Raw genomic sequence first — 25,159 nt, 5'->3', positions numbered from 1 at the left:
GTCTCCCGTACGGGAGAAGGCCCCCGCGGGCGTGGCCGGTCAGCCCTGGAAGGTGACGGTCCCGGCCGGGTCGTCCTCGACCGTCGTCGTCGCGAGGTCTTCGTCGGACGGCGCGCCGGCGTCGCCTTCGAGCGGTGCGTCGGGGCCTTGCCGCTCCGGTGACATCGGCAGCGCGGGATAGTCCGGGTCCACACCGCTGTCGGGCTCCTCCGGCGCGGTGGAACAGCCGGGCGGGTCCACCAGGCTCTCGGACCACGGCTCGTCGGGCGCCGGGGCGTCCGGCGTGACGCAGTCGGGCGAGGGCGCCGGGTCGCTCTCGGACACGTCGGGCTCGGGGACGGCCGGTTCGGAGCGTCCCGGGTCCGGGCTGTCCGAGCCGCCGCCGTCCGGCACGGGCGGCTCCAGCGACGGGTCGGTGATGTCGGTGTCCGGCGGGTACGGCGGCGGCACCCCGGGCTTCTTGTCCTGGCTGCCGTCGGTGCCGGTCTTCCGCTCCAGCCAGGTGTTGTCGACGGTGTTGACGATCACCAGGGCGGTCAGGACCCGGGTGCTGCGATTGACCACGACGACGCGGTCGGGCCGGTAGCCGCTCCACGCCTTCCCCTGGTGGCCCGCGTCGGTGCGCGGCCCGGCGGCCGGGCGGAGCGGGGTCCCGCCGGCGCAGCGGACCCTTGGCCGGCCTCGGTCGTCGACGAGGACGGCGGTGCCGCTCTGGAGCACGGCCTGGTAGGCGGTGGCGGCTCCGTGCCGGTAGCCGTGGTCCGTGACGCGTACGTCGGCGCGCAGTACGACGGGGGTGAGCCCGCGCAGGAACTTCGGGACGGATGCGGGGGCGACCTCCGCGGCGCGGGCGAAGGCGGTGACCTTGCCCTGGTCCGCGGCCAGGAGGCGGGCCTGCGCCTCGACGTCGCAGCTGGGGACCGACTTCGTACCGCCGTAGAGCCCGGCGATGGCGCCGGAGATCGAGCGCGGCGCCCGGGGGCCCGGGGCGGGGCCGCTCGGATCGCCGGATTCACTGGGCCTGGCCGTCGGCGGAGGAGAGGGGTCCGCGTCCGGTGTCGGTGCCGCCGTCGACTCGGTGAAGGGATCGGGCCCGGATGTGCCGACCGACAGGAGGGTGACCTTGGTGGACGCCGCCGCCTGTGCCGCACTCGCCGTCCGCCCGTCCTTGCCGACGCTGTCCCCGCCGCAGCCGGCGGTGATCAGGATTCCGGCGGACAGCGCGGCGAACGCGGCGTGCCGCCGGCGAATGGGTAGGCGTCGCACAGGGTCTCCCAGCTGTTCGTCCTGTCCGGAATATGACTCCATATCTGCCGGACCCGGGGCCGCCCCGCAAGCGGGGGAGGCGGACGGGGGACCCCCTCCACACGCGAGCGCCGGACGGGCCGCATCCGCGGCCCGTCCGGCGCTTCAAGGTCCAAGGTCCAAGGAGAGAACTCTCCAGGGCGTGTCCGCGAAGCAGCGCCGCCCGCCTGCGGGGCCGGGCCTCCCGGGCCCACGAAGATCCGCCGGACAGGCCCTAGTCGATGCCCTGAAGGATGTGCGGCTCCGCGAGGTCGTCCTCGTAGCCCGCCAGCCTGATCGGTGCGGACCTGGCCCACACCTCGATGTTCCGGAGCTTCTCGGGTCCGCTCCGTTCACCGCCTCGGTCGGACGGGCTGTTCTCGGGCTGAGCCATGTCAGGTGTCACCGCGCACTCCTCTGTGTCGCGTAACCCCGGGCGCGCCGACTCCGGACTCGTACCGGGCGCCGACCGCCGAACGGGGGCAGGGGCAAGGGCAGTTCGGTCGCGGTGGCGCCGGTTTTCGGGCGGGGCGGTGGCCTGGTTGCAGGCCTGGCCCGGGACGGCCGGGGAACCTTCGTGGGTCCCGGGGTGGCGTCCGTGCGCCTTACATTAACCAAATGAGCGCGTGCTCGCTCGATGGGGCCGGTGAGGTGGGTCACTTCCGGACACTGTCAGGACGGCAGCCCCGCCCTCTATCCGCAGTCGGGGCCTACCAGTTGGCCGGCGCGTAGTCCTTGAGGAAACAGCCGTACAAATCCTCGCCACGCTGGCCGCGCACGATCGGGTCGTAGACCCGGGCGGCGCCGTCGATCAGGTCGAGCGGGGCGTGGAAGCCCTCCTCGGCGAGCCGCATCTTGTCCGGGTGCGGGCGCTCGTCGGTGATCCAGCCGGTGTCGACGGCGGTCATCAGGATGCCGTCGGACTGGAACATCTCCTGCGCGCTGGTCCGGGTCAGCATGTTGAGCGCGGCCTTCGCCATGTTCGTGTGCGGGTGGCCGGCGCCCTTGTAGCCGCGGCTGAAGACGCCCTCCATCGCGGAGACGTTCACGACGTACGTACGTCCCGCCGCCGCTGCCGCCATCGCCGGGCGCAACCGGCTGATCAGGATGAACGGCGCGGTGGAGTTGCACAGTTGGACTTCGAGAAGCTCCACCGGATCGACGTCGGAGACCGTCTGGATCCAGCTGTTGGTGTCGTGCAGGTCGGGCACGAGCCCGCCCGCGTCGATCGCGGTTCCGGCCTCGATACGGGCGAGCGTGGCCGAGCCGCCGACCAGGGCCAGACCGGTGACGTCCGACGCGCTCAGCGCCTCACCGCCGCCGGCGGGCAGCACGGCCTGGGCGCCGCTGCCGAAAGCGCCGATGACGTGCGAGGAAGGGAGTTCCCCTGCGGGCAGCGGCGCGGATTCGGCGGCCAGCAGCTCGCCGTAGGCCCCCGGGGAGCGGCGTACGGTCTGGGCGGCGTTGTTGATGAGGATGTCGAGCGGGCCCTCGGCGGCGACGGAGTCGGCGAGCGCGACGACCTGGGCCGGGTCACGCAGATCTATCCCGACGATCTTGAGGCGGTGGATCCAGTCGGCGCTGTCCTCCATCGCCTTGAAGCGGCGGATCGCGTCGTTCGGGAAGCGTGTGGTGATGGTGGTGTGCGCGCCGTCGCGCAGCAGCCGCAGCGCGATGTACATACCGATCTTCGCGCGGCCTCCGGTGAGCAGTGCGCGCTTGCCGGTGAGATCCGTACGGGCGTCGCGGCGGGCCCGATTCTCGGCGGCGCACGGCTGGCACAGCTGGTGGTAGAACGCGTCGACCTCGACGTAGCGGGTCTTGCAGATGTAGCAGGAGCGCGGCCGCTGGAGGATTCCGGCGATCTCACCGGCGACCGAGGACGACGGCAGCAGGCCCTGCGTCTCGTCGTCGATCCGCTCGGCGGATCCGGTGGCGGTCGCCTCGGTGACGGCCTTGTCGTTGGCGGTCTTCGCCGCCCGACGCTCTTGGCGGCGGCGCTGTTTGACGGTCCGGTAGATCCCGGCGGTGGCGCGGCGGACGGCCACCGCGTCGGGGTGGTCGACGTCCAGCTTGTCCAGCTCGTCGAGCACGGCCAGGCAGACGGCCATGCGCTCGGGGTCGATTCCGGGGCCGTACGGGGCGCCGGGGCCGTACGCGGCGTCCGGCCCGCTCTCGCCGAGCGTGGTCCCGTCATCTGTCAACGTCATCGCCGGTGCCGTTCCCTCATCACTCGTCACTCACCCGTCCGGAGCACTCACCCGTCCGAGGCCGTCGAGACCTGCACGGATGCGGCCGTCCGGCCGAGCGGCCTCGAACAGTTTGCCATGAGGTACAAGGCAATTTGTTCACGCTCAACTACACATAATGGTGAATAAGGGGCAGAATGGTCGTGTACCGCTCGATCCGGTGCAGCACGGTCGCACCTCTCAGACCGAAGGAGTCGAGACTCATGGCCGATGTTTCGCGCACCAGGGGAGCCACCAGTGCTCACCCCGGTGTTTCAGACACCAGGGGAGACATAGGTGCTCACCCTGACGTACCAGAAATGCGGGCCAGGTACGCCCGCGTGCTCGGTGGGCGTGACGTGGCGCTGCTGGACGGGCCGATATTTCTCGCCGGCCTGTTCATCGCCCTCTCACCGTGGATCCTTCACTACACGACCAGTCAGCCGGGTCTCGTGGTCCACAACGTGATCATGGGCATCGCGATCGCCGGCCTGGCCCTCGTATTCTCCGCCACACCGACCCGGACATACGGCTTCAGCTGGGCTCTCGTCTTCCTGGGTGCCTGGATGGTCGCGGCACCATGGGTCGTCGGTTCCAGCCCTGACCGTGGTGTGTTCCTCAGCAACGTCATCCCCGGTGGACTGACCGCCGTGCTTGGCCTGATCTGCGCGGGCGCGGCGCTGATGGCGGCTCGCAAGCGTGGCCGGAGGGAAAGGACGAGCCGGATGAATCAGCCGGTTCAGACGTGACGTAGGCAGGTCACTCCGCCCGGTGGGGCGGGTCGGCGGTCGTACCACGGCCGTCCGCCCGCCCCACCGACGTGTGCGCACTCGTTCGCTCAGCCGCCGGCCGTCGCCGGAACGCGCGAGGGCTCCGGGACGCGGATCCCGATGAACGGCATCCGGCGGCGCAGCCGGAAGCCCAGTGCCTCGTAGAGCCGGATGGCGCCCTCGTTGTCCCCCGCCGCCTGGAGGAACGGGATCTCGCCGCGCGCCTTGATCCCGGCGGCCACCGCCAGGACGAGCCGGGCGCCCAGCCCCTGGCCGCGGAACTCCGGCGCCGTACAGACCGCGCTGATCTCCCGCCAGCCCGGCGGGTGCATCCGCTCCCCCGCCATCGCCACCAGCTCCCCGTCGCGGCGGATGCCCAGGTAGGTGCCCAGCTCGACGGTGCGTGGCCGGAAGGGCCCCGGCCTGGTGCGGTCCACCAGGTCCAGCATCTGCGGCACGTCGGCGGCGCCGAGCACCACGGCCTCCTCGTCGGGGACCGCGTCCACCGACTCTTCGACGAGCTGCACGCCGTCCACCTGGAAGGTGACCTCCCAGCCGGCCGGGGGCACCACATCGACGCCTGCGAGCACGGCGGTGCCGTCATCTCCGACGAGATGGAGCGCGTCCGCCCAGTCCCCCGCGTCGGGCTCCTCGGGCAGGGCGAGCCACGGCGACACCTCGGCGCGGTAGGCGAGCACCCGGCCGCGCCGCTCGGCGAAGTGGGCGTGCGGGCCGGTCAGCCCGGCGAGTACGGGATTGTCGAGCGGGTGGTACGAGGCGCGGCCGGGCGGGTGGACCGATCCGGCCCCGCTCACGGGGCGACCTCGATCACGATCTTGCCGAGCGCGTGTCCGTCCTCGACGGCGCGCAGCGCCTCCCCCGCCCCGGCCAGCGGGAAGGTCCGTGTCACATACGGCCGCAGCGTGCCCGCCACCACCAGTGCGGCCACCTCTTCGAGGACGGCGCCCGTGCGGAGCCGTACGACCGCCGCGCCGCCCAGGGTCACCACCCTCGGCTTGTCCCCCGCGCTGATCAGCTTCGTCAGGTCGGCGACGAGCCCGGCGGCGGCATCCAGGTCCGCGCCGCCGACCAGGTCGAAGACGGCGTCGACGCCGTCAGGGGCGGCGGCCCGTACCCGCTCCTGAAGCCCGGGGCCCGGCGTGACATGGACCGCGCCCAGCGACTCGACGAAGTCCTTCTTGCCCGCGCTCGCCGAGCCGACGACCCGCAGGCCCGCGCCGATCGCGATCTGCGTCGCGGCCACGCCCACGCCTCCCCCGGCGCCGATGATCAGCAGGGTCGCGCCGGCGGGCAGGTCCAGCTGCTTGATGCCGTCGTACGCGGTCGCCGCCGCCACCGGCAGGGCCGCCGCGTCCGTGAACGACACGGCGTCCGGCTTGTGCGCGGTGATCGCGGCGGGCAGCAGGGTGTACTCGGCGTATCCGCCGGTGAGGGTGGAGCCGAAGACGGCGTCCCCGACGGCGAATCCCCGCACGCCTTCACCGACCCGCTCGACCACTCCGGACGCCTCGCTGCCGAAGACGGTGGGCAGCGGCTTGGGGGTCGAGCCCGGCCGGTTGTAGCCGGTGCGCAGCTTCCAGTCCACGGGGTTGACCCCGGCCGCCCGGACGGCGATGAGGAGTTCGCCGTGGCCGGGGACCGGCTTCGGCTGGTCGGCGAAGGCTTCGCCCTCCGGGCCGCCGAACCGGGTGTAGACGTACGCCTTGGGCATGTGATCCCTCGCTCTGACTGCTGACGTCGGTGGTCGTCCTCGGTGGTCGTCCTTGGACGACAGCAGTTTCAAGTCCGAGCTCCGACCTGCTTATTCCTTGTGCGCCGTGCTCGTCGCCGGGAACGCCGAAGGGCGCCGTACCGGGTGGGAACCCGTACGGCGCCCCGGCGATCCGGCTCAGGAGGTCGCGCACTCCATCGAAGCCGGGTCGGACGCTTCACGGATCAAGGTGTCATGTGCCGCCTTGAGCCGCTTGACGTCGGGCTTCATGACCTTGCGGTCGTAGGTGAGCAGCCCGTTGAGTTCACCCTCCACATCGGAGATCTGGGTGTAGACGGCTCCGTTGCTCCCCCGGCAGGCGAGGTCGCGAACGTTACCGAGCTGCGCCAGATACTCGTCCGTGTACTTCTCCTGGTCGACGCCCACATAGGTGTGCTGCACCGGCCAGGCGTGGCCCGGTACGGCGAGCCCGAGGCCGCCGTACTCGCCGCTCACGAGCGCCCGTTTCCCGTCCGGCGCGGGCAGCAGAGGCGTCGGATAGCCGTGTGCGTCGGCGATGTCGCCGTTCTTGCCGTCGACGGCCCCGCAGCAGTTGATGCCGCTCATGTTGTTGACGAGCCGGGTCGGGTCCCAGCCCTTGGCCTGGTCGGCGATCCGCGCCTGGTCGTACTGGCCCCAGCCTTCGTTGAAGGGGACCCACATGATCACCGAGGGGCTGCCGGCGTGCTGGTCGATCATCTCCTTCATCTCATGTTCGAACTGGGCCGCCGCCGGGGCGGCCGGGGACTTCGGCATCGAGGGCATGTCCTGCCAGACGAGCAGCCCCAGCTTGTCCGCCCAGTAGAACCACCGGTCCGGCTCCACCTTGATGTGCTTGCGCACGGAGTTGTAGCCGAGCTCCTTGTGCTTCTTGAGGTCGAACGCGAGTGCCTCGTCGGTCGGCGCGGTGTGCAGCCCGTCCGGCCAGAAACCCTGGTCGAGGGTGGCCATCAGGAAGACCGGCTTGCCGTTGAGGACGGTGCGCTGCGCTCCGTCGACGTTCTCCACGGCGATGGAGCGCATACCGAAGTAGCTGCCCAGCCGGTCGCCGGACCTCTCGTCGCCGATCCGCACGTCCAGCTTGTACAGGTGCGGATCCTCCGGCGACCACAGGTGCGGGTCGCGCACCGGCACGGTGAGTGGCGCTCCCGTACGGCCCTTCACCGTTCCGACCTTGCGCCTGCCGTCGTAGGCGGTGGCCGTGACCGGCACCCCGTCCCGTACGCCACGCACCTCGACCGCCAGCTTCTCCCCGGCGACGTCCGGTGTGAGCTTCAGCGAGTCGGCGTGGTCGGTGGCGACCGGCTCCATCCAGACGGTCTGCCAGATGCCCGAGGAGGAGGTGTAGAAGATGCCGCTCGGGTCGAGGCGCTGCTTGCCCATGGGCGGGTTCTCGCCGCCCGCCGCGTCGGTCGGGTCGTACACGCCGACGATCAGTTCCTGCGTACGGCCGGGCTTGAGGGCGTCGGTGACGTCCACGCTGAACCGGTCGTAGCCGCCCTTGTGTTCGGTGACCTTCTTGCCGTTGACGTAGACGGTGGACTGCCAGTCGACGGCGTCGAAGTTCAGCATCAGGCGCTTGTCGTCGCGGTGGCCGCCCTTCCCGCCGTCGCTGATGTCCCAGCTCTGCGGCACGGTGAAGGTACGGCGGTACCACATCCGGTCCTCGTGCCGTTCGAGGCCGGAGAGCTGCGACTCGACGGGGTACGGGACGAGGATCTTCTCGTCCAGCTTCTTGCCCACCGGCGGGCGCTCGCCCTGCTCGGCGGCGGTGAACTGCCACTCCCCGTTGAGGTTGCGCCAGGCGTCGCGGGTCATCTGCGGACGCGGGTACTCGGGCAGCGCGTTGTCCGGGCCGACGTCCTTGGCCCACGGGGTGGAGAGCTGGTACTCGGACGTGTTGGGTCCGCTGCTCCAGAACTCACCGACGGGGTCGGCGTCCTGGGAGACGAGGCCGCCCTCGCCGTCGTAACGGATGTCGGCGGAGCCGCCCTTGCCGACCACGGGTTCCTTGAGGCCGACGAGCAGGCTCCGGGCGTCGGCCGGGTCCTTCTCCACCGAGCCGAGCGGCCACTCGGCGCCGCCGATGATGGCGTCGAGATGGCCGGCGAGACCGGCCGGGACCGCGGCGAGCGGCTGGGCGAACTCCATCCGCAGGGTGCGGCCGTCGGCCAGGACGGTGGTGGCGATGGCACCGTCGTACGCGTAGCCGTCGGGGAGGCGGAAGGCCGAGGTGGGTACCGGCTCTTTCGCGCCACCGGGTTCGGTCCAGTTCAGATGGAGGTTCGAGCCGCCGACGTCCTCGAAGTACTCGACCTTGATGTCGTACTCCTGGCCGCCGTCGAGTTCGACGGGGTCTGCGGTCTGCTCCTTCTCCCAGTCGTTGACCCAGTGGTCGATGGCGATCTCGCCGTCGACCCAGAGCCGGAACCCGTTGTCGCCGATCATCGAGAAGGTGTGGGGACCGCTCTGTTCAGGGACGATCTTCCCGGTCCAGCGGACGGTGGCGTGATCGGCGCTGCCGGTGGCCGTGGAGAGCCGGGAGTCGAGGTTGTCGAAGTCGATCTGGGGGTCGAATCCGGTGGCCTTCAGCTCGTGGAAGTCGAAGGCGCCGGGCGCGGACGAGGAGTAGTACTCGCCCTTGAGTCCATGGGGCACGACCGGGTCGTCCGCGGCCGATGCCGCCGGGACCGCCGTGAGTCCGGCGACGCCCAGGGCCGCGGCGAGCAAAAGGGCCAGATTTCTTCGGATGCGCACAAATCCTCCTTGGAGCTGAGGTGGCGGCTCGTTGCGACAGTCTGTACAACGTTGGAAGGAACGGCAGTTGGCATGACAACATGCCGTTCCACTTGCTGTCCAGGGCCATGACAAAGCGCGGTCCCGCAACGTATATAACGTTGTACAGATTGGGCAGGGGCGACCTTCGGGCCGACCTCGGAGGGGAAATACGGTGACCGTCAGCCTCAAGGACGTCGCGGAGCGCGCGGGCGTTTCCATCAAGACCGTTTCGAACGTGGTGAACAACTACCGGCATGTCACCCCGGCGATGCGGGCCCGGGTCCAGCTGGCCATCGACGAGCTCGGCTACCGGCCGAATCTCACGGCCCGCCATCTGCGCAAGGGACGCACCGGGATCATCGCGCTGGCCGTGCCCGAGCTGGGCAACCCGTACTTCGCCGAGCTCGCGGGCTCGGTCATCGACGTGGCGGCGGAGCACGAGTACACGGTGCTGCTCGACCACACGGGTGGCCGCCGCGAGCAGGAGGTCCTGGTCAGCCAGGGCTTCCGGGCGCGGGTGATCGACGGGCTGATCCTGAGCCCGATCGAGCTGGAGACCGAGGATCTGCTCGGCCGCGACCAGGACGCGCCGCTGGTGCTGCTCGGCGAGCGGGAGTACGACCTGCCGTACGACCACATCGCGATCGACAACGTGGCCGCCGCCCGGACGGCGGTACGGCATCTGCTCGATCTCGGCCGGTCGACCATCGCGTTCCTGGGCGCCAGGACCGACCGGGTCAACGAGCCGTCACATCTGCGGCTGCGCGGCTGGCGCGCGGAGCTGAAGGCGGCCGGGCTGCCGGCGCCGGACTCCCTGATCGCCCCGACGGGCGGCTGGGACCACGCCAACGGCGCGGACGCGATGAATCAGCTGCTCGACTCGGGCGTGACGCCCGACGCCGTCTTCGCGTACAACGACCTGATCGCCATCGGGGCGATGCGGGTGCTCTCCGAGCGGGGGCTGCGGGTCCCCGAGGACGTCGCGGTCGTCGGCTTCGACGACATCACGGAGGGCCGCTACGGGGCTGTGACCCTCACCACGATCTCGCCGGACAAACAGACCATCGCCCGGCTCGCCGTCCGCTCGGTCGTCAACCGGCTGCTGGGCACCGGAGACCCCGTCGGCAACGGCTCCCGTGAACTCCGCGCCGATTTCCGGCTGGTGGAGCGGGAGAGCACACTCGGCCGTCGCCGGGACAGTCACTGAGAGCACCACCGGCCCCCGCACACACAGCAGTTATCGCGCGAAGGCTTTACAGCCTCCGTACAACGATGTAAAAACCGTTCCGAACGACTCCCGCACATCCGCTCCAGCAGTCCGCCGGGCCGCCGGTCGATCAGACCGGCGGCCCGGCAGTCCACAGTTCGCCAGTTCTGTACGAGCCGACCTCCCGCGAGCGTCCCGGTCGCCGGGGCCGCGCCGAGATGGGGATCTCCATGAAGCTTTCCGCCGTCCGCCGTACCACCACCACTACCGTCCTCGCCGCGAGTCTCGTCGGCGCGCTCGCGCTCAGCGGCTGCGCCAAGTCCGAGGACGACGCGTCAGACAAGAGCTCGTCGGCCGGCGAGAAGGACAGCGGCCAGGTCGTCGCGACACCCGGCGCGGACGACAAGACCTGTGACATCACGCAGTTCGGCGGCGAGAAGGTCGACCTCAAGACCGCCACGGTCGGCTTCTCCCAGTCCGAGAAGGAGGCCAACCCCTTCCGGATCGCCGAGACGGCGTCCATCAAGGCCGAGGCCAAGGAGCGCGGGATCAAACTCCTGTCCGCCAACGCCCAGACGCAGTTCTCCAAGCAGATCAGCGATGTCCAGGACCTGATAGCCAAGGGCGCCGACCTGCTGGTGATCGCGCCCCTCAACTCCGACGGCTGGGGCCCGGTGCTGCGCAGCGCCGCGGCGAAGAAGATCCCGATCGTCACCATCGACCGCAAGATCAACGCCACCGCCTGCAAGGACTATGTGAGCTTCATCGGCTCGGACTTCATCGAGCAGGGCAAGCGCGCGGCCGACCAGATGATCGAGGCGACCGGCGGCAAGGGCGAGGTCGCGATCCTGCTCGGCGCCGCGGGCAACAACGTCACCACCGAGCGCACCAAGGGCTTCAAGGACCAGGTCGCGGCCAAGGCCCCTGATCTGAAGGTGGTGTTCGAGCAGACCGGTGAGTTCGCCCGTGAGAAGGGCCAGCAGGTCACCGAGCAGCTCATCCAGTCGAAGCCCGGCATCAAGGGGATCTACGCCGAGAACGACGAGATGGGCCTCGGCGCCGTCAACGCCCTGAAGGGCGCGGGCAAGAAGGCCGGCGACGTCAAGATCGTGACGGTCGACGGCACCCGCAACGCGGTCCAGGGCATCGTCGACGGCTGGATCTCCGGGGTGGTGGAGTCCAACCCGCGCTTCGGGCCGCTCGCCTTCCAGACCCTCGACGCCTTCACCAAGGGCGAGAAGGTCGCGCAGGACATCGTCATCCAGGACGGCGCCTACACCCCGGAGAACGCCGAGGCCGATCTGGGCAAGGCTTTCTGACGTGCTGTCGGTCACCGGTCTGACCAAGACGTTCCCGGGCGCACGCGCGCTCGACGGCGTGGACTTCGCCGCCCTGCCGGGCGAGGTCCACGCGCTCATCGGCGAGAACGGCGCCGGGAAGTCCACCCTCATCAAGGTGCTCACCGGTGTGTACCAGCCCGACGAGGGCGAGATCGTCCACAACGGGAGTCCGGTGCGCTTCCAGACTCCGCTGGAGGCGCAGCACGCCGGGATCTCCACGATCTACCAGGAGGTCAACCTCGTCCCGCTGATGAGCGTGGCGCGCAATCTGTTCCTGGGGCGGGAGCCCCGGAACAGGCTGGGGCTGATCGACTTCCGCCGGATGCACGGCGAGGCCGACGAGGCGCTGCGCTCGCTGGGGCTGCGGGTCGACGTCAAGCGTCCGCTGCGGACGCTGGGTGTCGGCGCGCAGCAGATGGTGGCGCTCGCCAGGGCGGTCTCCGTCGACGCGCGGGTGGTCATCATGGACGAGCCGACGTCCTCGCTCGAACCGCGCGAGGTGCGCACGCTGTTCGGCGTGATCCGGATGCTCAAGGAGCGCGACATCGCGGTGGTGTACGTGAGCCACCGGCTGGACGAGCTGTACGAGGTCTGCGACAAGGTCACGGTGCTGCGCGACGGCAAACTCGTGCACACCGGACCGATCGCGGAGCTCGACCGGCTGCGGCTGGTGTCGCTGATGCTCGGCCGTGAGATGGCCGAGGTGAGCGGCGAGGGGGTCACCAAGTTCACCGGCGACCACCACGCGGGCCGCGAACCAGTGCTCAGCGCAACGAATCTGACGGTCCGTCACACGCTGCACCAGGTCTCGGTCGAGGTGCGGCCCGGTGAGGTCGTGGGCCTCGGCGGGCTCCTCGGCTCGGGGCGCAGCGAGACGGCCAAGGCCATCGCGGGCGCGCTGCCGCCGGACTCGGGGGAGGTGGTGGTGGCGGGCTCCCCCGTACGTACGGGCTCCACGCCCGCCGCCATCCGGGCCGGCATCAGTCTGCTGCCCGAGGACCGCAAGGCCGAGGGAATCGTCCCCGGCCTCTCGGTGCGGGAGAACATCGCGCTCGCGGCGCTGCCCGGCCTCTCCCGGTTCGGGCTGGTGGACGATGCCAAGGTCGACAAGATCGTGGACACCTTCATGAAGCGGCTGCGGATCAAGGCGTCGGGGCCGCACCAGAAGGTCGGCGAGCTGTCCGGCGGCAATCAGCAGAAGGTGCTGCTGGCCCGCTGGCTGGCGATGCGGCCGAAGGTGCTGCTGCTCGACGAGCCGACCCGGGGTATCGATGTCGGCGCCAAGGCCGAGGTGCAGGGCCTGATCGACGAACTCGCCGACGAGGGGCTCGGGGTGCTGCTGATCTCCTCCGACATGGAGGAGCTGATCGAGGGGTCGGACCGGGTGGTGGTCCTCAAGGACGGCGCCGTGGTCGCGGAGTTGACCGGCGACGACGTCACGGAGGACCGGCTGCTGCACGCGATCGCGGCGGCCCCCGAGTCGGACGCGGAGCTGAAGACGGTCGCGCCGGATGCCGCGGCGATCGTGGCCCCGGCTTCGGATCCGGTGCCCGCGTCCGATGCCGTACCGGTCGACAAGACCTCCTCAGGAGGGGAGACGGACCATGACTGAACTCGCCCTGAAGGGCGCCCCCGTCGACCGCGCGCGGCTGCTGCGCCTGCTCCAGGACTACGGCGTGTACGCGGGCGTCGCCGTCCTGCTGCTGGTCAACATCGCGCTCACCCCGCACTTCCTGTCCACGGAGAACTTCCGTACCCAGGCCGTCCAGGTGGCGCCGGTGCTGATCGTCGCGCTGGGCATGGCGCTCGCGATCGGCAGCGAGGGCGTCGACCTGTCGGTCGGGTCGGTGATGGCCCTGTCGACCTCCCTCCTTTCGCTGTATCTCGGCTACGGGCCCTGGGTCGCGCTGATCGTCGCGATGATCGGCGGCGCCGTCGTCGGCCTCGCGAACGGGTCGCTCATCGCGTTCATCGGAGTCCAGCCCATCGTCGCCACACTGGCGTTGATGGTCGCGGTACGCGGAATCGCCCTCGTGCTGCTGCCACAGCTCAAGGACGTACGCGACTCCGGCATGTCCTCGCTGGGCTCGGGCGATCTGTTCGGCATCCCGTATCTCGTACTGATCGCCACCGCCCTGGCACTCGTCGTCGGATTCATCGTGAAGCGCACGACCTTCGGCCGGCAACTCCTCGCGATCGGCGACAGCCGGCCCGCCGCACAGCTCGCCGGACTCCCGGTGCGCCGCGTGCTGATCCTCGTCTACGTCATCGCCGGTGTGCTCGCCGCGATCGCCGGCGTGCTCGCGACCGCGCGGCTCCAGGCCAGCGACCCGACGTCGCTCGGCACGCTGATGGAACTGTCCGCGATCACCGCGGTCGTCGTCGGCGGCACTCCGCTCAGCGGCGGCCGGATCCGGATCGGCGGCACGGTGGCCGGCGCGGTACTGATCCAGCTGCTGACGGCGACCCTCATCAAGCACGATCTGCCGCCCTCCTGGACGCAGATCGCCCAGGCAGTCGTGATCGTGCTCGCGGTCTACGCGGCACGCGAACGGGGAAAGCGATGACCCACACCCATACGGAGCGTCCGGCCCGCGCCACGGGCGGCGGCCCCTTCCCCGGCAAGGGGGCCTCCGGCAAGGACACCGACGAGGCGCCGCTCGGCGCGAGCCGGGCCGAACTGCTGAGCGCGCTCGCGCAGCAGCACGGCGCGCTCGTCACGCTGCTGCTCGTCGCCATCGGCGCGTCGATCGGCTTCGACACCTTCCTCACCGGCGACAACCTGGAGAACATGGCGGTCTCGTCGGCGTTCCTGGCGATCGTCGCCCTCGGTATGACGTTCGTGATCATCACCGGCGGCATCGACCTGTCCGTCGGCTCGCTCTTCGCGCTCGGCGGTGTGCTCGGCGCCTGGGGTTCGCAGTACGGCACGATCGTCGCGCTGCTCCTGCCACTGGTCGTCTGCGGGCTGATCGGTCTCGTCAACGGGCTGCTGATCGCGAAGGCGCGGCTCGCGCCGTTCATCGTCACGCTCGCGGCGATGCTCGCGGCCCGCGGCATCCTGCTGGCCATCACCGACGAGGGCTCCAACACCTATCTGGTGGACGAGAAGTCCTTCTTCGCCGGCCTCGGTCAGGAGAAGCTGCTGGGCATCGGGGTGCCGGTGTGGATCACGGTGGCGCTCTTCGTCGCGGGCGCCGTGATGCTGCGGCGCAGCCGGTTCGGCCAGTACGTGTACGCGGTCGGCGGCAACGAGGACGCGGCGGCCCTGATGGGCGCGCCGGTGGCCCGTACGAAGATCGCCGTCTACACCCTCTCCGGACTGTGCGCCGGACTGGCCGGGGCGCTGAACGCGGCCTGGCTGGTCTCGGGCGTCACGATCCTCGGCACCGGTATGGAGCTGGAGGCGATCGCGGCCGTCGTCATCGGCGGCACACTGCTGACCGGCGGCTTCGGCTTCATCAGCGGGTCGCTCGTGGGCGTCCTGCTGCTGAAGGTCATTCAGAACGTCATCAACCAGATCGGCTCGCTCGACTCGGCGTACCAGCAGGTCGTGAGCGGCGCCTTCCTGGCGGTCGTGGTGATCGCCCAGACCTGGCTGGGCAGGCGGCGCCGGATGATGTGACGGGTGCGGGTGCTGTCCTCGGGCGCCGGAGGCGGTGAGCCTGTGCGGCGCCCGAGGAAGGATCTGTGGGTCTTTCGCGGAGCCCGGTCCCGCTCCTAGAAGACGGTCTGGCCCTTCCCGAGGGCGATGACCCCGTTCTTCGAGACGGTGTACAGCTCCTCGTCCCGCCCCGGATTGACGCCGACCGTGGCGCCGGGCGGGACGTCCACGTTCTTGTCGAGGATCGAGCCGCGGACGACCGCGCCGCGCCCCACCCGTACGTTGTCGTGGAGCACCGAGCCCTGCACCACGGCGCCCTCCTCGATCACCACACCGGGAGAGAGCACGGAGCGGGTCACCTGGCCCCGTATCACGCAGCCCGGAGCGACGATCGACTCGCTCGCGATGCCACCCGCCACGAACCGCGCGGGCGGGAGCTGGCCGGCGTGCGTGTAGATGGGCCAGCGTCTGTTGTCGAGGTTGAACTCCGGCTGGTGCGAGATCAGATCCATGTGCGCGTCGTAGTACGAGTCGAGCGTGCCCACGTCCCGCCAGTAGCCGTGCTCGCGCGGCGTCTCGCCCGGCACATGGTTGTCGTCGAAGTCGTAGACCTGCGCCATGCCCTGCTCGGTGAGCATCGGCAGGATCGAGCCGCCCATGTCGTGGACCGACGAGTCGTCCTCGGCGTCCCGGTGCAGGGCGTCGACCAGGATCTTGGTCGTGAAGAGGTAGTTGCCCATCGAGGCGAAGACATGCTCGGGGTCGCCCGGCAGCCCCGGCACGTCGGACGGCTTCTCCTGGAACCGGTCGACACGGGTGCCGTCCGGGCCGGGCGTGATGATCCCGAAGGACGACGCCTCGGCGCGCGGCACCCTGATGCCGGCGACGGTGACCCCCGCGCCGCTCTCGATGTGCCGGCGCAGCATCTGCCGGGGGTCCATGCGGTAGACGTGGTCGGCGCCGAACACCGCGATGTAGTCGGGCTGTTCGTCGTGGACGAGATTGAGGGACTGAAGGATCGCGTCCGCGCTGCCGAGATACCAGCGCGGTCCGAGCCGCTGCTGGGCGGGCACCGGCGTGACGTAGTTCCCGAGGAGACTGGACATCCGCCAGGTGGTGCTCACATGGCGGTCGAGCGAGTGCGACTTGTACTGCGTCAGCACGCAGTTGCGCAGGATGTCGCCGTTGACGAGATTGGACAGGACGAAGTCGACCAGGCGGTACGTACCGCCGAAGGTCACCGCCGGTTTGGCGCGGTCGGCGGTCAGCGGCATCAGCCGTTTGCCTTCCCCGCCCGCCAGCACGATCCCGAGCACCGAAGGTCCACCACGCATCGCCGCTCCTCTGTTCGCGACCTACACCGGTCGTCCGGATCCGTCTACCCGGCTACTTGGCCTTGAGCAGCTCTTCGTACACCTCGTACGTACGACGGGCGACCCGGTCCCAGCCGAATTCGCGCACCGCCCGGTCCCGCCCCGCCGCCCCCATCGCCGCCGCCGCCTCCGGGTCGTCCAGGACCCGGTTGAGCGTCTCGGTGAGGGCCGTCTCGAAGTCCTCCGGGTGCCGCTCGTCGTACGGCACCAGCAGGCCCGTGCTCCCGTCGTCGACGACCTCGGGGATGCCGCCGACCGCCGAGGCGACGACCGCCGTACCGCAGGCCATCGCCTCCAGATTCACGATGCCCAGCGGCTCGTACACCGACGGGCAGACGAACACGGCCGCGTGGCCGAGCAGTTGGACCACCTCGGGGCGCGGCAGCATCTCGGGGATCCAGAACACGCCGTCGCGGCTGCCGCTCAGCTCGTCCACCAGCTCGCGGAACTCACGGCCGATCTCCGGGGTGTCGGGCGCGCCCGCGCAGAGCACCAGCTGCGCCTCGGGGTCCAGGGCGCGGGCCGCGCGCAGCAGGTGCGGGACGCCCTTCTGCCGGGTGATGCGGCCGACGAACAGCACGTACGGGCGGTCGAGGTCGATACCGATCCGCTCCAGCACGTCGGTGCCGGGCTCCGGGCGGTAGAGGCGGGTGTCGATGCCGTTGTGGATCACCCGCACCCGGTCCGGGTCGAGCGAGGGATAGCAGTCGAGGATGTCGGTGCGCATGCCGTGCGAGACGGCGACGACGGCGTCCGCCGCCTCTATCGCGGAGCGCTCGGCCCAGCCGGACAGCTCGTACCCACCGCCGAGCTGCTCGGCCTTCCAGGGCCGCAGGGGCTCCAGCGAGTGGGCGGTCATCACGTGCGGGATGCCGTACAGCATCTTGGAGACATGGCCGGCGAGCGCCGCGTACCAGGTGTGCGAGTGCACCAGGTCGCTGCCTTCCACGGCGGCGGCCATCGCGAGATCGACGGAGAAGGTGCGCAGCGCGTCGTTGGCGCCTTCGAGTCCGGCGGCGGCCCGGTGCCGGACGACGCCCTGGGCCCGCTCCCCGGCGCCGGTGCCGTCCTCGCCCCAGCAGTGCACGCGCAGCTCGGTCAGTTCACGCAACTCACGGGCCAGGAACTCCACATGGACGCCCGCGCCTCCGTACACATCCGGTGGGTACTCCCTGGTCAGCAATCCGACCTTCACGCCATACCCCCGTCGCCCGACGATCTCAGCCATGTCATGGTCACCCGGAAACCTCTCATGCGGAAGAGCGCTGCGGCGGCCGGTCGAAGACGCAGTCCCCGCAGAGGCCGCCGGACGGGCAACGGTAGTAGAGACAGCAGCTGCGGCGCCGGAAGGAACCGTCCCGCGAAACGCCGGTGGTACGCAGGTCGGGATGGGTGAAGAGCGCCGCGGCGATGGCGGCGGCCCGCTCTCCGACTTCGGACCGTCCGGCCCGGCCGCTCCAGACGCGGAGTTCGCGCGCGGCCCCGGCCAGGGCGGAGCCGGCGTTGCCCCACAGCAGGCGTGGCGAGACAGAGCCGTCGGCACGCAGGGCCGCCGCGAGGGGCACGAGGTGGCCGAACTGGACCACCTCGCGGACCGCCGCGGCGAGTGCGGTGGCTGTGCCCTCGGCCGTGGGGAAAGCGCGTGGCTCGGGCAGCCGGAGGTCGTCGGGCGAGGAGCGGAGAGGGGCCCAGCACAGTCGCCCCGGGTCCAGGTCCGGGACTTCGCCGTGCAGCGCGGCCGAGCCCAGTGCGACCGACCAGAGCCGGGCCGCGAGCCCGAGTTGCGCGACGGACGCGGCGACCCGGCGCTCGGGCGCGCCGAGCTTCTGGGCGATCGTGTCGACGCGCGCCGAGAGCGGCGCGATGTCGCCCGCGTAGATCTGTGCGAACGGGATGTACGCGCCGCCGTGCGCGCCCCCTTCCGCGGGTCTTTCCGCCGGTTCCCCGACCGCCTCCGTCCGCAGGGCGAAGAACCCGCCCACGGAACCGACCTCCGCGAAATCCACCTGGCCGCCCCTCTTTTATCGATCCTCACCGACGCGTTCGATCATCACCCCGGCGTCACTGTCCGTAACGTCCGGCGGTCGCGGTGAGTGCCCGATCCGGAGCGCCCCGTGCACCCGGCGACTCGACCCGAGGTCGGGGGCCACCGCCAGGGGAATGACTACGGCTCCACCGACGTACTACTACAGCAGTACGTCGGAATGCCGTCTTCAGGACGACGACTAATCGCACCTGGCGAGAGATCGTGGATATATGAGTGCACTCGCGCTGTCCGTGCTGCTGTCACTGGTCTCCGCGGTCGCCTATGCGGCCGGGGCGATCCTTCAGGAGCGCGTAGCGGCTGACACACCCGCCCGGCCCTACGCGCCCCTGCATCACGGCGTGTGGTGGGCCGCTGTGGCGTTGAACGGGGTCGGCGGACTGCTTCACGTCGTGGCGCTGGCGTACGGACCGCTCAGCCTCGTACAGCCGCTGGGCGCCCTGACGATCGTCTTCGCGCTGCCGATGGCCGCCGTCTTCGTCCGCCGCAAGGCGGGTGCCGCCGCCTGGCGCGGGGCGCTCCTGGCGACGCTCGGACTGGCCGGGCTGCTCGCGTTGACCGGCTCCGCCGGCTCGCACTCGCTGGGCTCCGTTGAGCGCATGGTCGTGGCCGGTGCCACCGTCGGCGTGGTGGCCCTGCTGTTCCTGGTCGCGCAGGCCGTACGCCGTCCGGCCGTCCGCAGTGTGCTGCTGGCCGCGTCCGCCGGTGTCGCCTTCGGTATCTCCTCGGTGTTCACCAAGACCGTCGCCGTCGACTGGACCGAGGGCACGTTCGGTGGTCAGGTGCCGAGCCTGCTGGTCATCGCGGGCCTGGCCGTGGCCGGGTTGCTGCTCTCGCAGGCCTCCTACCGAGGCGCGGGGCTCGCCGCGCCGCTGGCCACGGTCACGGTCGTGAATCCGGTGGTCGCCGCCGCGGTCGGACTCACCCTCTTCGGCGAGGGTTTCCGCTACGGGCTGACGGGCGGCATGCTCGCCCTCGGCTTCGGTGTGGTGACCGCGGGCGGACTAGTCCTCCTGACGACGGAGCGGCTCGCCGCGCAGACGGCGGGCACCGCCAAGGAGCCCGCTGTCGGCGCGGAGGCACCGGACGGCGTCGTGGCGGCGGACAACGGGCCGGCCGGATCCGCGCCGATCGAGCACCGTCACGCCTGGGCGCGCCCGGCCTGGCACTGGCACCCGGCCCAGCGCCAGGGGGCGCACAAGCCTGAACACAAGGCCGCGCGCCACATCCTGCGGCGGACAATCCGGTCAGATGCGGACTCCGCCCGCCCTGAGGTAGGAGACGGGGTCGATGTCGGAACCGTAACCGGGCCCCGTACGCATCTCGAAGTGGAGGTGCGGTCCGGTGCTGTTTCCGGTCGATCCTGACCGTGCGATGCGCTGGCCCGCGTTCACCTTCTGACCGTCACGCACGTTGAGCGCCGACAGATGCGCGTACTGGCTGTACTTGCCGTCCCCGTGCCGGATGACGACCTGGTAGCCGTACGACCCCTCCCAGCCCGCCGACACGACCGTGCCACCCGCCACGGCCTTCACCGACGTGCCGGTCGGGACCGGGAAGTCGACGCCCGTGTGGTAACCGCTCGCCCAGGAACCGGCCTTGCGGTACGGGGTGCCCGTGCTCGCGCTGACCGGTGCGCTGAAGCCGGACGACTGCTTCGGCTTCTCGGCCGTCTTCGGCTTCGAAGCCTGCTGCTTGGCCTGCTGCTTGGGCTCTTCCTTCCGCTTCTCCGCCTGCGGCTTGGGCTTGGGCTTCTCGGCCTGCTTGGGCGGCTGCGCCTTCGCGGCGGGCTTCTTCGCCTCCTTGGGCGGGGCGGGCGCCTCGGCGGCCGGCTTGTCCTTCGCGGGGGCGGAGACGTGCAGGACGAGCTTCTGCCCGGGGAAGATCAGGTCGGGGTCGCTGCCGATGACCCTGCGGTTCTCCTCGTACAGCCGCTGCCAGCCGCCCCGCAGCTCCTCGGCGGCGGCGATCCCGGAGAGCGAGTCGCCTCCCGCCACCGTGTAGCCCTCGCGATCGGTCGGCACGGACGTGGGCGACGCGGCCTTCTTCGGATCGCTCCGAGGGGCGCTCTTCGCCGAGTCGCCGGCCTTCCGCGCTGACGCGTTGTCCTGGCTGCCCGGGGTGTCACGGGCCTTGGCCGGTGCCACGTCGGGGGCGTCGCCACCGCGCGTGAGGCCGGCCTCCACCGAGCAGTGGGGCCACGCCTGCGGTCCCTGGCCCTTGAGAACCTTCTCGGCGATGGCGATCTGCTGGTCCTTGGTGGCGAGGTCGGCGCGCGCCGCGTACTGCCCGCCGCCGAACGCCTCCCACGTGGACTGGCTGAACTGAAGCCCGCCGTAGTAGCCGTTGCCGGTGTTGATCTGCCAGTTGTTCGTGGACTCGCAGGCCGCGACCTTCTCCCATGTGTCCACGGGGGCCGCACTGGCTGTGCCCGCGCCCATGAGTGGCAGGGCGATGCCCGCGCCGCCCGCCGTCACGGTGAGCGACGCGCGGTTGATGCGGCTCGGCTGGTATCTGCGGTGGCGACCGTTTGCGGCCATGGTCTCGGCTCCCCCACTGGCAGGTAAGGACGTCTGGGACACGTCGCAATCGGTCAACTTAGGGCAGTCGCATGTGCAATGACAAGGGCTCACTCGGGGAGCCCGCACGGCACGCGTGCGCCCGCCGTGCGTCGTCGCAGCCCACAGGCCGGCATTGACAGCCCACGCACCGTCCGGCGAGTCTTGGGCAGGTCGATGGGAGAGCGCTCTCCAACAGGATTGAAGGGGCAGTATGGCCGAGGACGAGACCGAGCGACTGCTGGAGAAACTCGACATCCGGCAGAAGGTGCGTCTGCTGACGGGTGCCAGCAACTGGCGTACGTACGACGAACCGGCCGTCGGGCTCGGTCCTGTGACGATGTCCGACGGACCGGCCGGCGTGCGCGGCGACGCCTGGGACGAGCGGCAGACCTCTCTCGTCCTGCCGTCGCCGACGGCTCTCGCGGCCTCCTGGGACGAGGAGTTGGTGCGCGAGCTCGGTGGGCTCCTGGCCGCCGAGGCACGCCTCAAGGGCGTCCAGGTGCTGCTGGCCCCCACCCTGAATCTGCACCGGTCACCGCTGGGCGGGCGGCACTTCGAGTGCTTCTCCGAGGATCCGCTGCTGACCGCGCGTACGGGCGTCGCCTTCGTGACGGGCGTTCAGGAGGGCGGAGTGGCGGCCACGGCCAAACACTTCGTGGCCAACGACGCGGAGACCGATCGGCTGCACGTCGATGTACGAGTGGACGAACGGACCCTGCGTGAGGTCTATCTGGTCCCGTTCGAGGCGGCGGTGGACGCGGGCGTCTGGGCGGTGATGTCCGCGTACAACAAGGTCAACGGCGAGACGATGTCGGCGAGTCCGCTCCTGGACCGGCCGCTGAAGGAACCCCGGCCGGTGGACGAGAACGGGCCGGCGGACGAGAACGGGCCGGCCGACGGGACTGGGGCGCTCCACGGCGGCGGCTGGGGCTTCGACGGGCTGGTCGTCTCCGACTGGGGCGCGGTGCGCACTCTGCTCGACAGCGCCCGCTCGGGCCAGGACCTCGCCATGCCGGGCCCGGAGAGCCCCTGGGCGGCCGGACTGCTCGACGCCGTGCGGGCGGGCCTGATCGACGAGGCACGGATCGACGACAAGGTACGGCGCCTGCTCCGGCTCGCCCGTCGGGTGGGTGCGCTGGGGCGTGTCTCAGAAGAAGCGTCGTCCGCCCGCGGGCCGGGGCTCACGGCGGCTGGCGCGTGCGATCGCAAGGCGGAGGATCGGCGTGGTGGATGGGCCGGGCGCGCTCGGGCGACTCCGACAACGCGGGGAGCTCGGGTGCCAGGCGACGTGAGCCTGACGGGACTTCCGAAACACGCCCTGGGCGAACAGAGCCCGGTCTGGCCGCTGTTGGCCCCGCCCACCGAGCGACGGGCACTGCTGCGGCGGGCCGTCGCCGCCGGCACGGTCCTGCTGCGCAACGAGGGCGGCCTGCTGCCGCTGGATCCGGCCCGGACGCGCCGCGTCGCCGTCGTCGGCCCGCACGCCACGGCGGTCCGGATCCAGGGGGGCGGCAGCGCCGAGGTGTTCCCCTCGTCCGTCGTCACGCCGCTGGAGGGCATCGAGGCGGCGCTGCGCGAAGCCGCCGGGGACTCGGACAGGGCGGCGGCCGATGTGACGTACACGCCCGGCCTGCCGCCCCACACCCGGCCACGGCCGCTCGACCCGGCCTGGACGCGCGATCCGCGCAACGGCGAACCGGGCGTCCTCGTAAGGCTGCTGGACGCCGCAGGCACCGAACTGCACGCCGAACACCGGCTGTCGGGCCGCATCGTGGAACCGGCCCGCGTCCCTGGCGCCGTCACCGTGGAGATCCGCGCGCTCGTCCGGCCCACGGAGAGCGGCAGTTGGACGCTGGGGGTGGGCGGCTGGGGGCTCATCTCCCTGTCCGTGGACGGCCGGACGCTCATGACGGGTGAGTTCCCGCTCGACAGCGACGACCCGACCCGCGTGCATGTCTCCCCGCCCTACCGGTGTACGGAGGCCGAGTTGACCGAGGGCGTGGAGGCCGAGGTGGTAGCCCGGCGCCGGCTCGACCCCGGAACGGGTGTGGCGACGCTGCTGGCCGCCGCGCCTCCGCCGGGTGACGCGTCGGCGGCCCGCGCGGCCGCCGTGGCCGCCGCGCGGGCCGCCGATGTCGCGGTGGTCGTGGTGGGTACGACCGAGGAGAGCGAGTCCGAGGGCCGCGACCGCGAGTCCCTGGCACTGCCGGACGGGCAGGACGCGCTCGTACGGGCGGTGGCGCGCGCCAACCCGCGCACGGTGGTGCTGGTGAACTCGGGCGGCCCCGTCGCGCTGCCCTGGCACCGTGACGTACCCGCGCTGCTCCTCGCCTGGTTCCCCGGTCAGGAGGCCGGACACGGCCTGGCCGACGTGCTGTTCGGCGCCGCCGAACCCGGCGGCCGGCTGCCGACGACCTGGGCGCTGGCCCAGGAGGACGTCCCGGTGCTCGGCACCCGGCCGCGCGACGGACGTCTTCCTTATGAGGAGGGCATCCACATCGGCCACCGCGCGTGGCTCCGCGCCGGGGCGGAGCCCGCGTACTGGTTCGGGCACGGGCTCGGCTACACCTCGTGGGAGTACGAGGGGCTGGAGGCGCCGGACACCGTACGCGGGTCCGGGGAAGCCGTCGACGTACGCGTACGGCTGCGCAACACCGGCCCGCGCAAGGGCCGTGAGGTCGTCCAGGTCTATCTGGCCCGGCCGGACACGGCGGTCGACCGGCCGGTGCGCGCGCTGGCGGGTTACGCGGCGGTGGAGGCCGGTCCCGGTGAGGAGGCCGTGGCGACCGTACGGCTCGGGGCGCGCGCGCTGTCGCACTGGTCGACGGAGCGTGGACGCTGGGAGACGGAGGCCGGTGAATTCACGCTCCTGGCAGGGTCTTCGGCGCAAGAGCTGCCGCTGCGCACGACACTCACGGTGACGGCGACGGGGCCGCTCACGGCGGGTCCGTCGATGGAGAGCGCTCTCCGCTGATGCTATAAATGCGCTCATGACGGAGGATTCACGAGCGGCGGGCGCGCCCACGCTGGAGGATGTCGCCAAGGCGGCAGGGGTCTCGCGTGCCACCGTCTCCCGCGTCATCAACGGTGTGCGCAATGTCGACCCGGTGATCCAGGCGGCGGTGCGGGACGCGGTGGCGGTCACCGGATACACGCCGAACCGCGCCGCCCGCTCGCTGGTCACGCGCAAGGCGGACTCGATCGCCCTGGTGGTCTCGGGCGCCGGGGACGACCCGCCGCCGGTCGCCGCGACGGCGGGGCCCACGGCGTCCGCCGCGTCCGCCGCTTCAGGGAGCCGCGGGAGCGACGGGGAGAGCGCCGGATTCGACGGCGGTGTGGGCTCGTTCATGACCGAGGTCTTCGCCGACCCCTTCTTCGGCCGGGTGGTGACGGGCGTGGTCAACTTCCTGCGCCCACGCGGGATTCACCCGGTGCTGATGTTCGCCGAGACCTCGCGCGCGCGGGACGAGGTGGTGTCGTACCTCCGTCAGGGCAGCGCCGACGGCGCCCTGGTGGTCTCGACGCACGCGGAGGACCCGCTGCCCGCGCTCATCACGGACGCCGGTCTTCCCGCGGTGCTGTACGCGCGCCCCGCCCGTCCGGTCCGGATCAGCTACGTCGACCTCGCCCACCAGGACGGCGCCCGGCTGGCCGCCGAGCATCTGCTGGCCCGCGGCTGCCGGCGGATCGCCACGATCGCGGGGCCCTTCGACGTACCGGCGGGGCAGGACCGGCTGGCGGGCTTCCGGGACACGATGGCCCGGCACGGACATCCGTACATCCCCGTCGCCGAGGGCGAGTTCACCGAGGAGAGCGGCGCCTCGGCCATGGAGCGGCTGATCGCCGAACACCCGGACCTGGACGGGCTGTTCGCGGCGAACGACCTGATGGCCGTGGGCGCGTGCCGGGTGCTGCGCGAGCACGGGCTGCGGGTGCCGGACGATGTCGCGGTGATCGGCTTCGACGACAGCCGCGCGGCGGCGTCCTGCCGCCCGCCGCTGACGACGGTGCGGCAGCCGGTGGAGGACATGGCGGCGGAGATGGCGCGTCTCCTGCTGGACCGGCTGTCCCGCCCGGACCGCCCGGTGACCTCGGTGATCTTCGAACCCACCCTGATCGTCCGCGCCTCGGCCTGACCGCGGGGATTCTCCTCAAGCGCCGGACGGGCGGACGACAACCACCCACCGCCCCCGGACGGC

General features: G+C 71.2%; 19 protein-coding genes. 9 read left to right on the top strand and 10 right to left on the bottom strand.

What is annotated here, in order from left to right:
• Nucleotides 1-39: 39 nt before the first annotated feature.
• From ACIBBB_RS03880 to ACIBBB_RS03870, 3 genes are all read right to left on the bottom strand, one after another.
• Nucleotides 40-1,266: a DUF6777 domain-containing protein gene (locus tag ACIBBB_RS03880; RefSeq protein WP_398978353.1), complete on the bottom strand. Its 1,227-nt coding sequence runs from the start codon at nucleotides 1,264-1,266 to the stop codon at nucleotides 40-42.
• A gap of 253 nt (nucleotides 1,267-1,519) precedes the next feature.
• Nucleotides 1,520-1,690 carry a hypothetical protein gene (locus ACIBBB_RS03875; RefSeq protein ID WP_398978851.1) on the bottom strand — a complete coding sequence of 57 codons (171 nt, stop codon included), beginning with the start codon at nucleotides 1,688-1,690 and terminating at the stop codon, nucleotides 1,520-1,522.
• Nucleotides 1,691-1,994: 304 nt separating this feature from the next.
• A complete protein-coding gene (locus tag ACIBBB_RS03870) occupies nucleotides 1,995-3,494 on the bottom strand; it encodes an SDR family NAD(P)-dependent oxidoreductase (protein ID WP_398978351.1) in 1,500 nt (499 codons plus the stop codon).
• Between the two features lie 242 nt (nucleotides 3,495-3,736).
• Between ACIBBB_RS03870 and ACIBBB_RS03865 the strand changes: the two genes are divergently transcribed.
• Nucleotides 3,737-4,261: an SPW repeat protein gene (locus tag ACIBBB_RS03865; protein WP_398978349.1), complete on the top strand. Its 525-nt coding sequence runs from the start codon at nucleotides 3,737-3,739 to the stop codon at nucleotides 4,259-4,261.
• A gap of 89 nt (nucleotides 4,262-4,350) precedes the next feature.
• Here the strand turns inward: ACIBBB_RS03865 and ACIBBB_RS03860 are convergent, their stop codons facing one another.
• The 3 genes from ACIBBB_RS03860 to ACIBBB_RS03850 form a co-directional block, all read right to left on the bottom strand.
• Nucleotides 4,351-5,097: a GNAT family N-acetyltransferase gene (locus ACIBBB_RS03860; protein ID WP_398978347.1), complete on the bottom strand. Its 747-nt coding sequence runs from the start codon at nucleotides 5,095-5,097 to the stop codon at nucleotides 4,351-4,353.
• Complete coding sequence (locus tag ACIBBB_RS03855) at nucleotides 5,094-6,014, bottom strand: NADP-dependent oxidoreductase (protein WP_398978346.1); 921 nt, start codon at nucleotides 6,012-6,014, stop codon at nucleotides 5,094-5,096. Before ACIBBB_RS03855 ends, ACIBBB_RS03860 begins: the two co-directional genes overlap by 4 nt.
• Before the next feature lie 177 nt (nucleotides 6,015-6,191).
• A complete protein-coding gene (locus tag ACIBBB_RS03850) occupies nucleotides 6,192-8,810 on the bottom strand; it encodes a PA14 domain-containing protein (protein WP_398978344.1) in 2,619 nt (872 codons plus the stop codon).
• A 193-nt stretch (nucleotides 8,811-9,003) separates the two neighbouring features.
• On the opposite strand from ACIBBB_RS03850, the gene ACIBBB_RS03845 reads away from it, so the two are divergent.
• From ACIBBB_RS03845 to ACIBBB_RS03825, 5 genes are all read left to right on the top strand, one after another.
• Nucleotides 9,004-10,038, top strand: coding sequence for a LacI family DNA-binding transcriptional regulator (locus ACIBBB_RS03845; RefSeq protein WP_398978342.1), 1,035 nt, complete (start codon nucleotides 9,004-9,006; stop codon nucleotides 10,036-10,038).
• Between the two features lie 230 nt (nucleotides 10,039-10,268).
• Nucleotides 10,269-11,357: an ABC transporter substrate-binding protein gene (locus ACIBBB_RS03840; RefSeq protein WP_398978340.1), complete on the top strand. Its 1,089-nt coding sequence runs from the start codon at nucleotides 10,269-10,271 to the stop codon at nucleotides 11,355-11,357.
• A 1-nt stretch (nucleotide 11,358) separates the two neighbouring features.
• Nucleotides 11,359-12,990 (top strand): sugar ABC transporter ATP-binding protein, encoded by a 1,632-nt coding sequence (locus ACIBBB_RS03835; RefSeq protein WP_398978338.1) that lies wholly within the window; start codon nucleotides 11,359-11,361, stop codon nucleotides 12,988-12,990.
• Nucleotides 12,983-13,945: an ABC transporter permease gene (locus tag ACIBBB_RS03830; RefSeq protein WP_398978336.1), complete on the top strand. Its 963-nt coding sequence runs from the start codon at nucleotides 12,983-12,985 to the stop codon at nucleotides 13,943-13,945. The genes ACIBBB_RS03835 and ACIBBB_RS03830 overlap by 8 nt, the downstream gene beginning before the upstream one ends.
• Entirely contained in the window at nucleotides 13,942-15,003 is a 1,062-nt protein-coding gene (locus ACIBBB_RS03825; RefSeq protein WP_398978334.1) for an ABC transporter permease, read from the top strand. The genes ACIBBB_RS03830 and ACIBBB_RS03825 overlap by 4 nt, the downstream gene beginning before the upstream one ends.
• A 95-nt stretch (nucleotides 15,004-15,098) precedes the next feature.
• Here ACIBBB_RS03825 and glgC read toward each other — a convergent pair whose 3' ends face one another.
• Genes glgC through ACIBBB_RS03810 form a run of 3 tightly spaced genes read right to left on the bottom strand, consistent with a single transcriptional unit; the run spans nucleotide 15,099 to nucleotide 18,361 of the window.
• Entirely contained in the window at nucleotides 15,099-16,316 is a 1,218-nt protein-coding gene (gene glgC, locus ACIBBB_RS03820; protein WP_398978332.1) for a glucose-1-phosphate adenylyltransferase, read from the bottom strand.
• A 52-nt stretch (nucleotides 16,317-16,368) separates the two neighbouring features.
• Nucleotides 16,369-17,550, bottom strand: a complete 1,182-nt coding sequence (gene glgA, locus ACIBBB_RS03815; protein WP_398978828.1) for a glycogen synthase — start codon at nucleotides 17,548-17,550, stop codon at nucleotides 16,369-16,371.
• A 55-nt stretch (nucleotides 17,551-17,605) separates the two neighbouring features.
• Nucleotides 17,606-18,361 (bottom strand): (2Fe-2S)-binding protein, encoded by a 756-nt coding sequence (locus ACIBBB_RS03810; RefSeq protein ID WP_398978330.1) that lies wholly within the window; start codon nucleotides 18,359-18,361, stop codon nucleotides 17,606-17,608.
• Nucleotides 18,362-18,611: 250 nt separating this feature from the next.
• Between ACIBBB_RS03810 and ACIBBB_RS03805 the strand changes: the two genes are divergently transcribed.
• Nucleotides 18,612-19,766 (top strand): DMT family transporter, encoded by a 1,155-nt coding sequence (locus ACIBBB_RS03805; RefSeq protein ID WP_398978328.1) that lies wholly within the window; start codon nucleotides 18,612-18,614, stop codon nucleotides 19,764-19,766.
• On the opposite strand, the gene ACIBBB_RS03800 is transcribed toward ACIBBB_RS03805, so the two are convergent.
• Nucleotides 19,647-20,939 carry a peptidoglycan DD-metalloendopeptidase family protein gene (locus ACIBBB_RS03800; protein WP_398978326.1) on the bottom strand — a complete coding sequence of 431 codons (1,293 nt, stop codon included), beginning with the start codon at nucleotides 20,937-20,939 and terminating at the stop codon, nucleotides 19,647-19,649. The two genes, ACIBBB_RS03805 and ACIBBB_RS03800, sit on opposite strands and share 120 nt — an antisense overlap.
• 232 nt (nucleotides 20,940-21,171) lie before the next feature.
• Between ACIBBB_RS03800 and ACIBBB_RS03795 the strand changes: the two genes are divergently transcribed.
• Together ACIBBB_RS03795 and ACIBBB_RS03790 are read left to right on the top strand one after the other, a co-directional pair.
• Nucleotides 21,172-23,934 (top strand): glycoside hydrolase family 3 C-terminal domain-containing protein, encoded by a 2,763-nt coding sequence (locus tag ACIBBB_RS03795; RefSeq protein ID WP_398978324.1) that lies wholly within the window; start codon nucleotides 21,172-21,174, stop codon nucleotides 23,932-23,934.
• Between the two features lie 16 nt (nucleotides 23,935-23,950).
• Entirely contained in the window at nucleotides 23,951-25,096 is a 1,146-nt protein-coding gene (locus ACIBBB_RS03790) for a LacI family DNA-binding transcriptional regulator (RefSeq protein ID WP_398978322.1), read from the top strand.
• Nucleotides 25,097-25,159 lie beyond the last annotated feature (63 nt).

Origin of the sequence: Streptomyces sp. NPDC051217, assembly GCF_044455465.1 — a bacterium.
Classification (GTDB): Bacteria; Actinomycetota; Actinomycetes; order Streptomycetales; family Streptomycetaceae; genus Streptomyces.
Note: the sequence above shows the minus strand (reverse complement) of the source record. Positions and strands in the feature narration are given on the sequence as shown.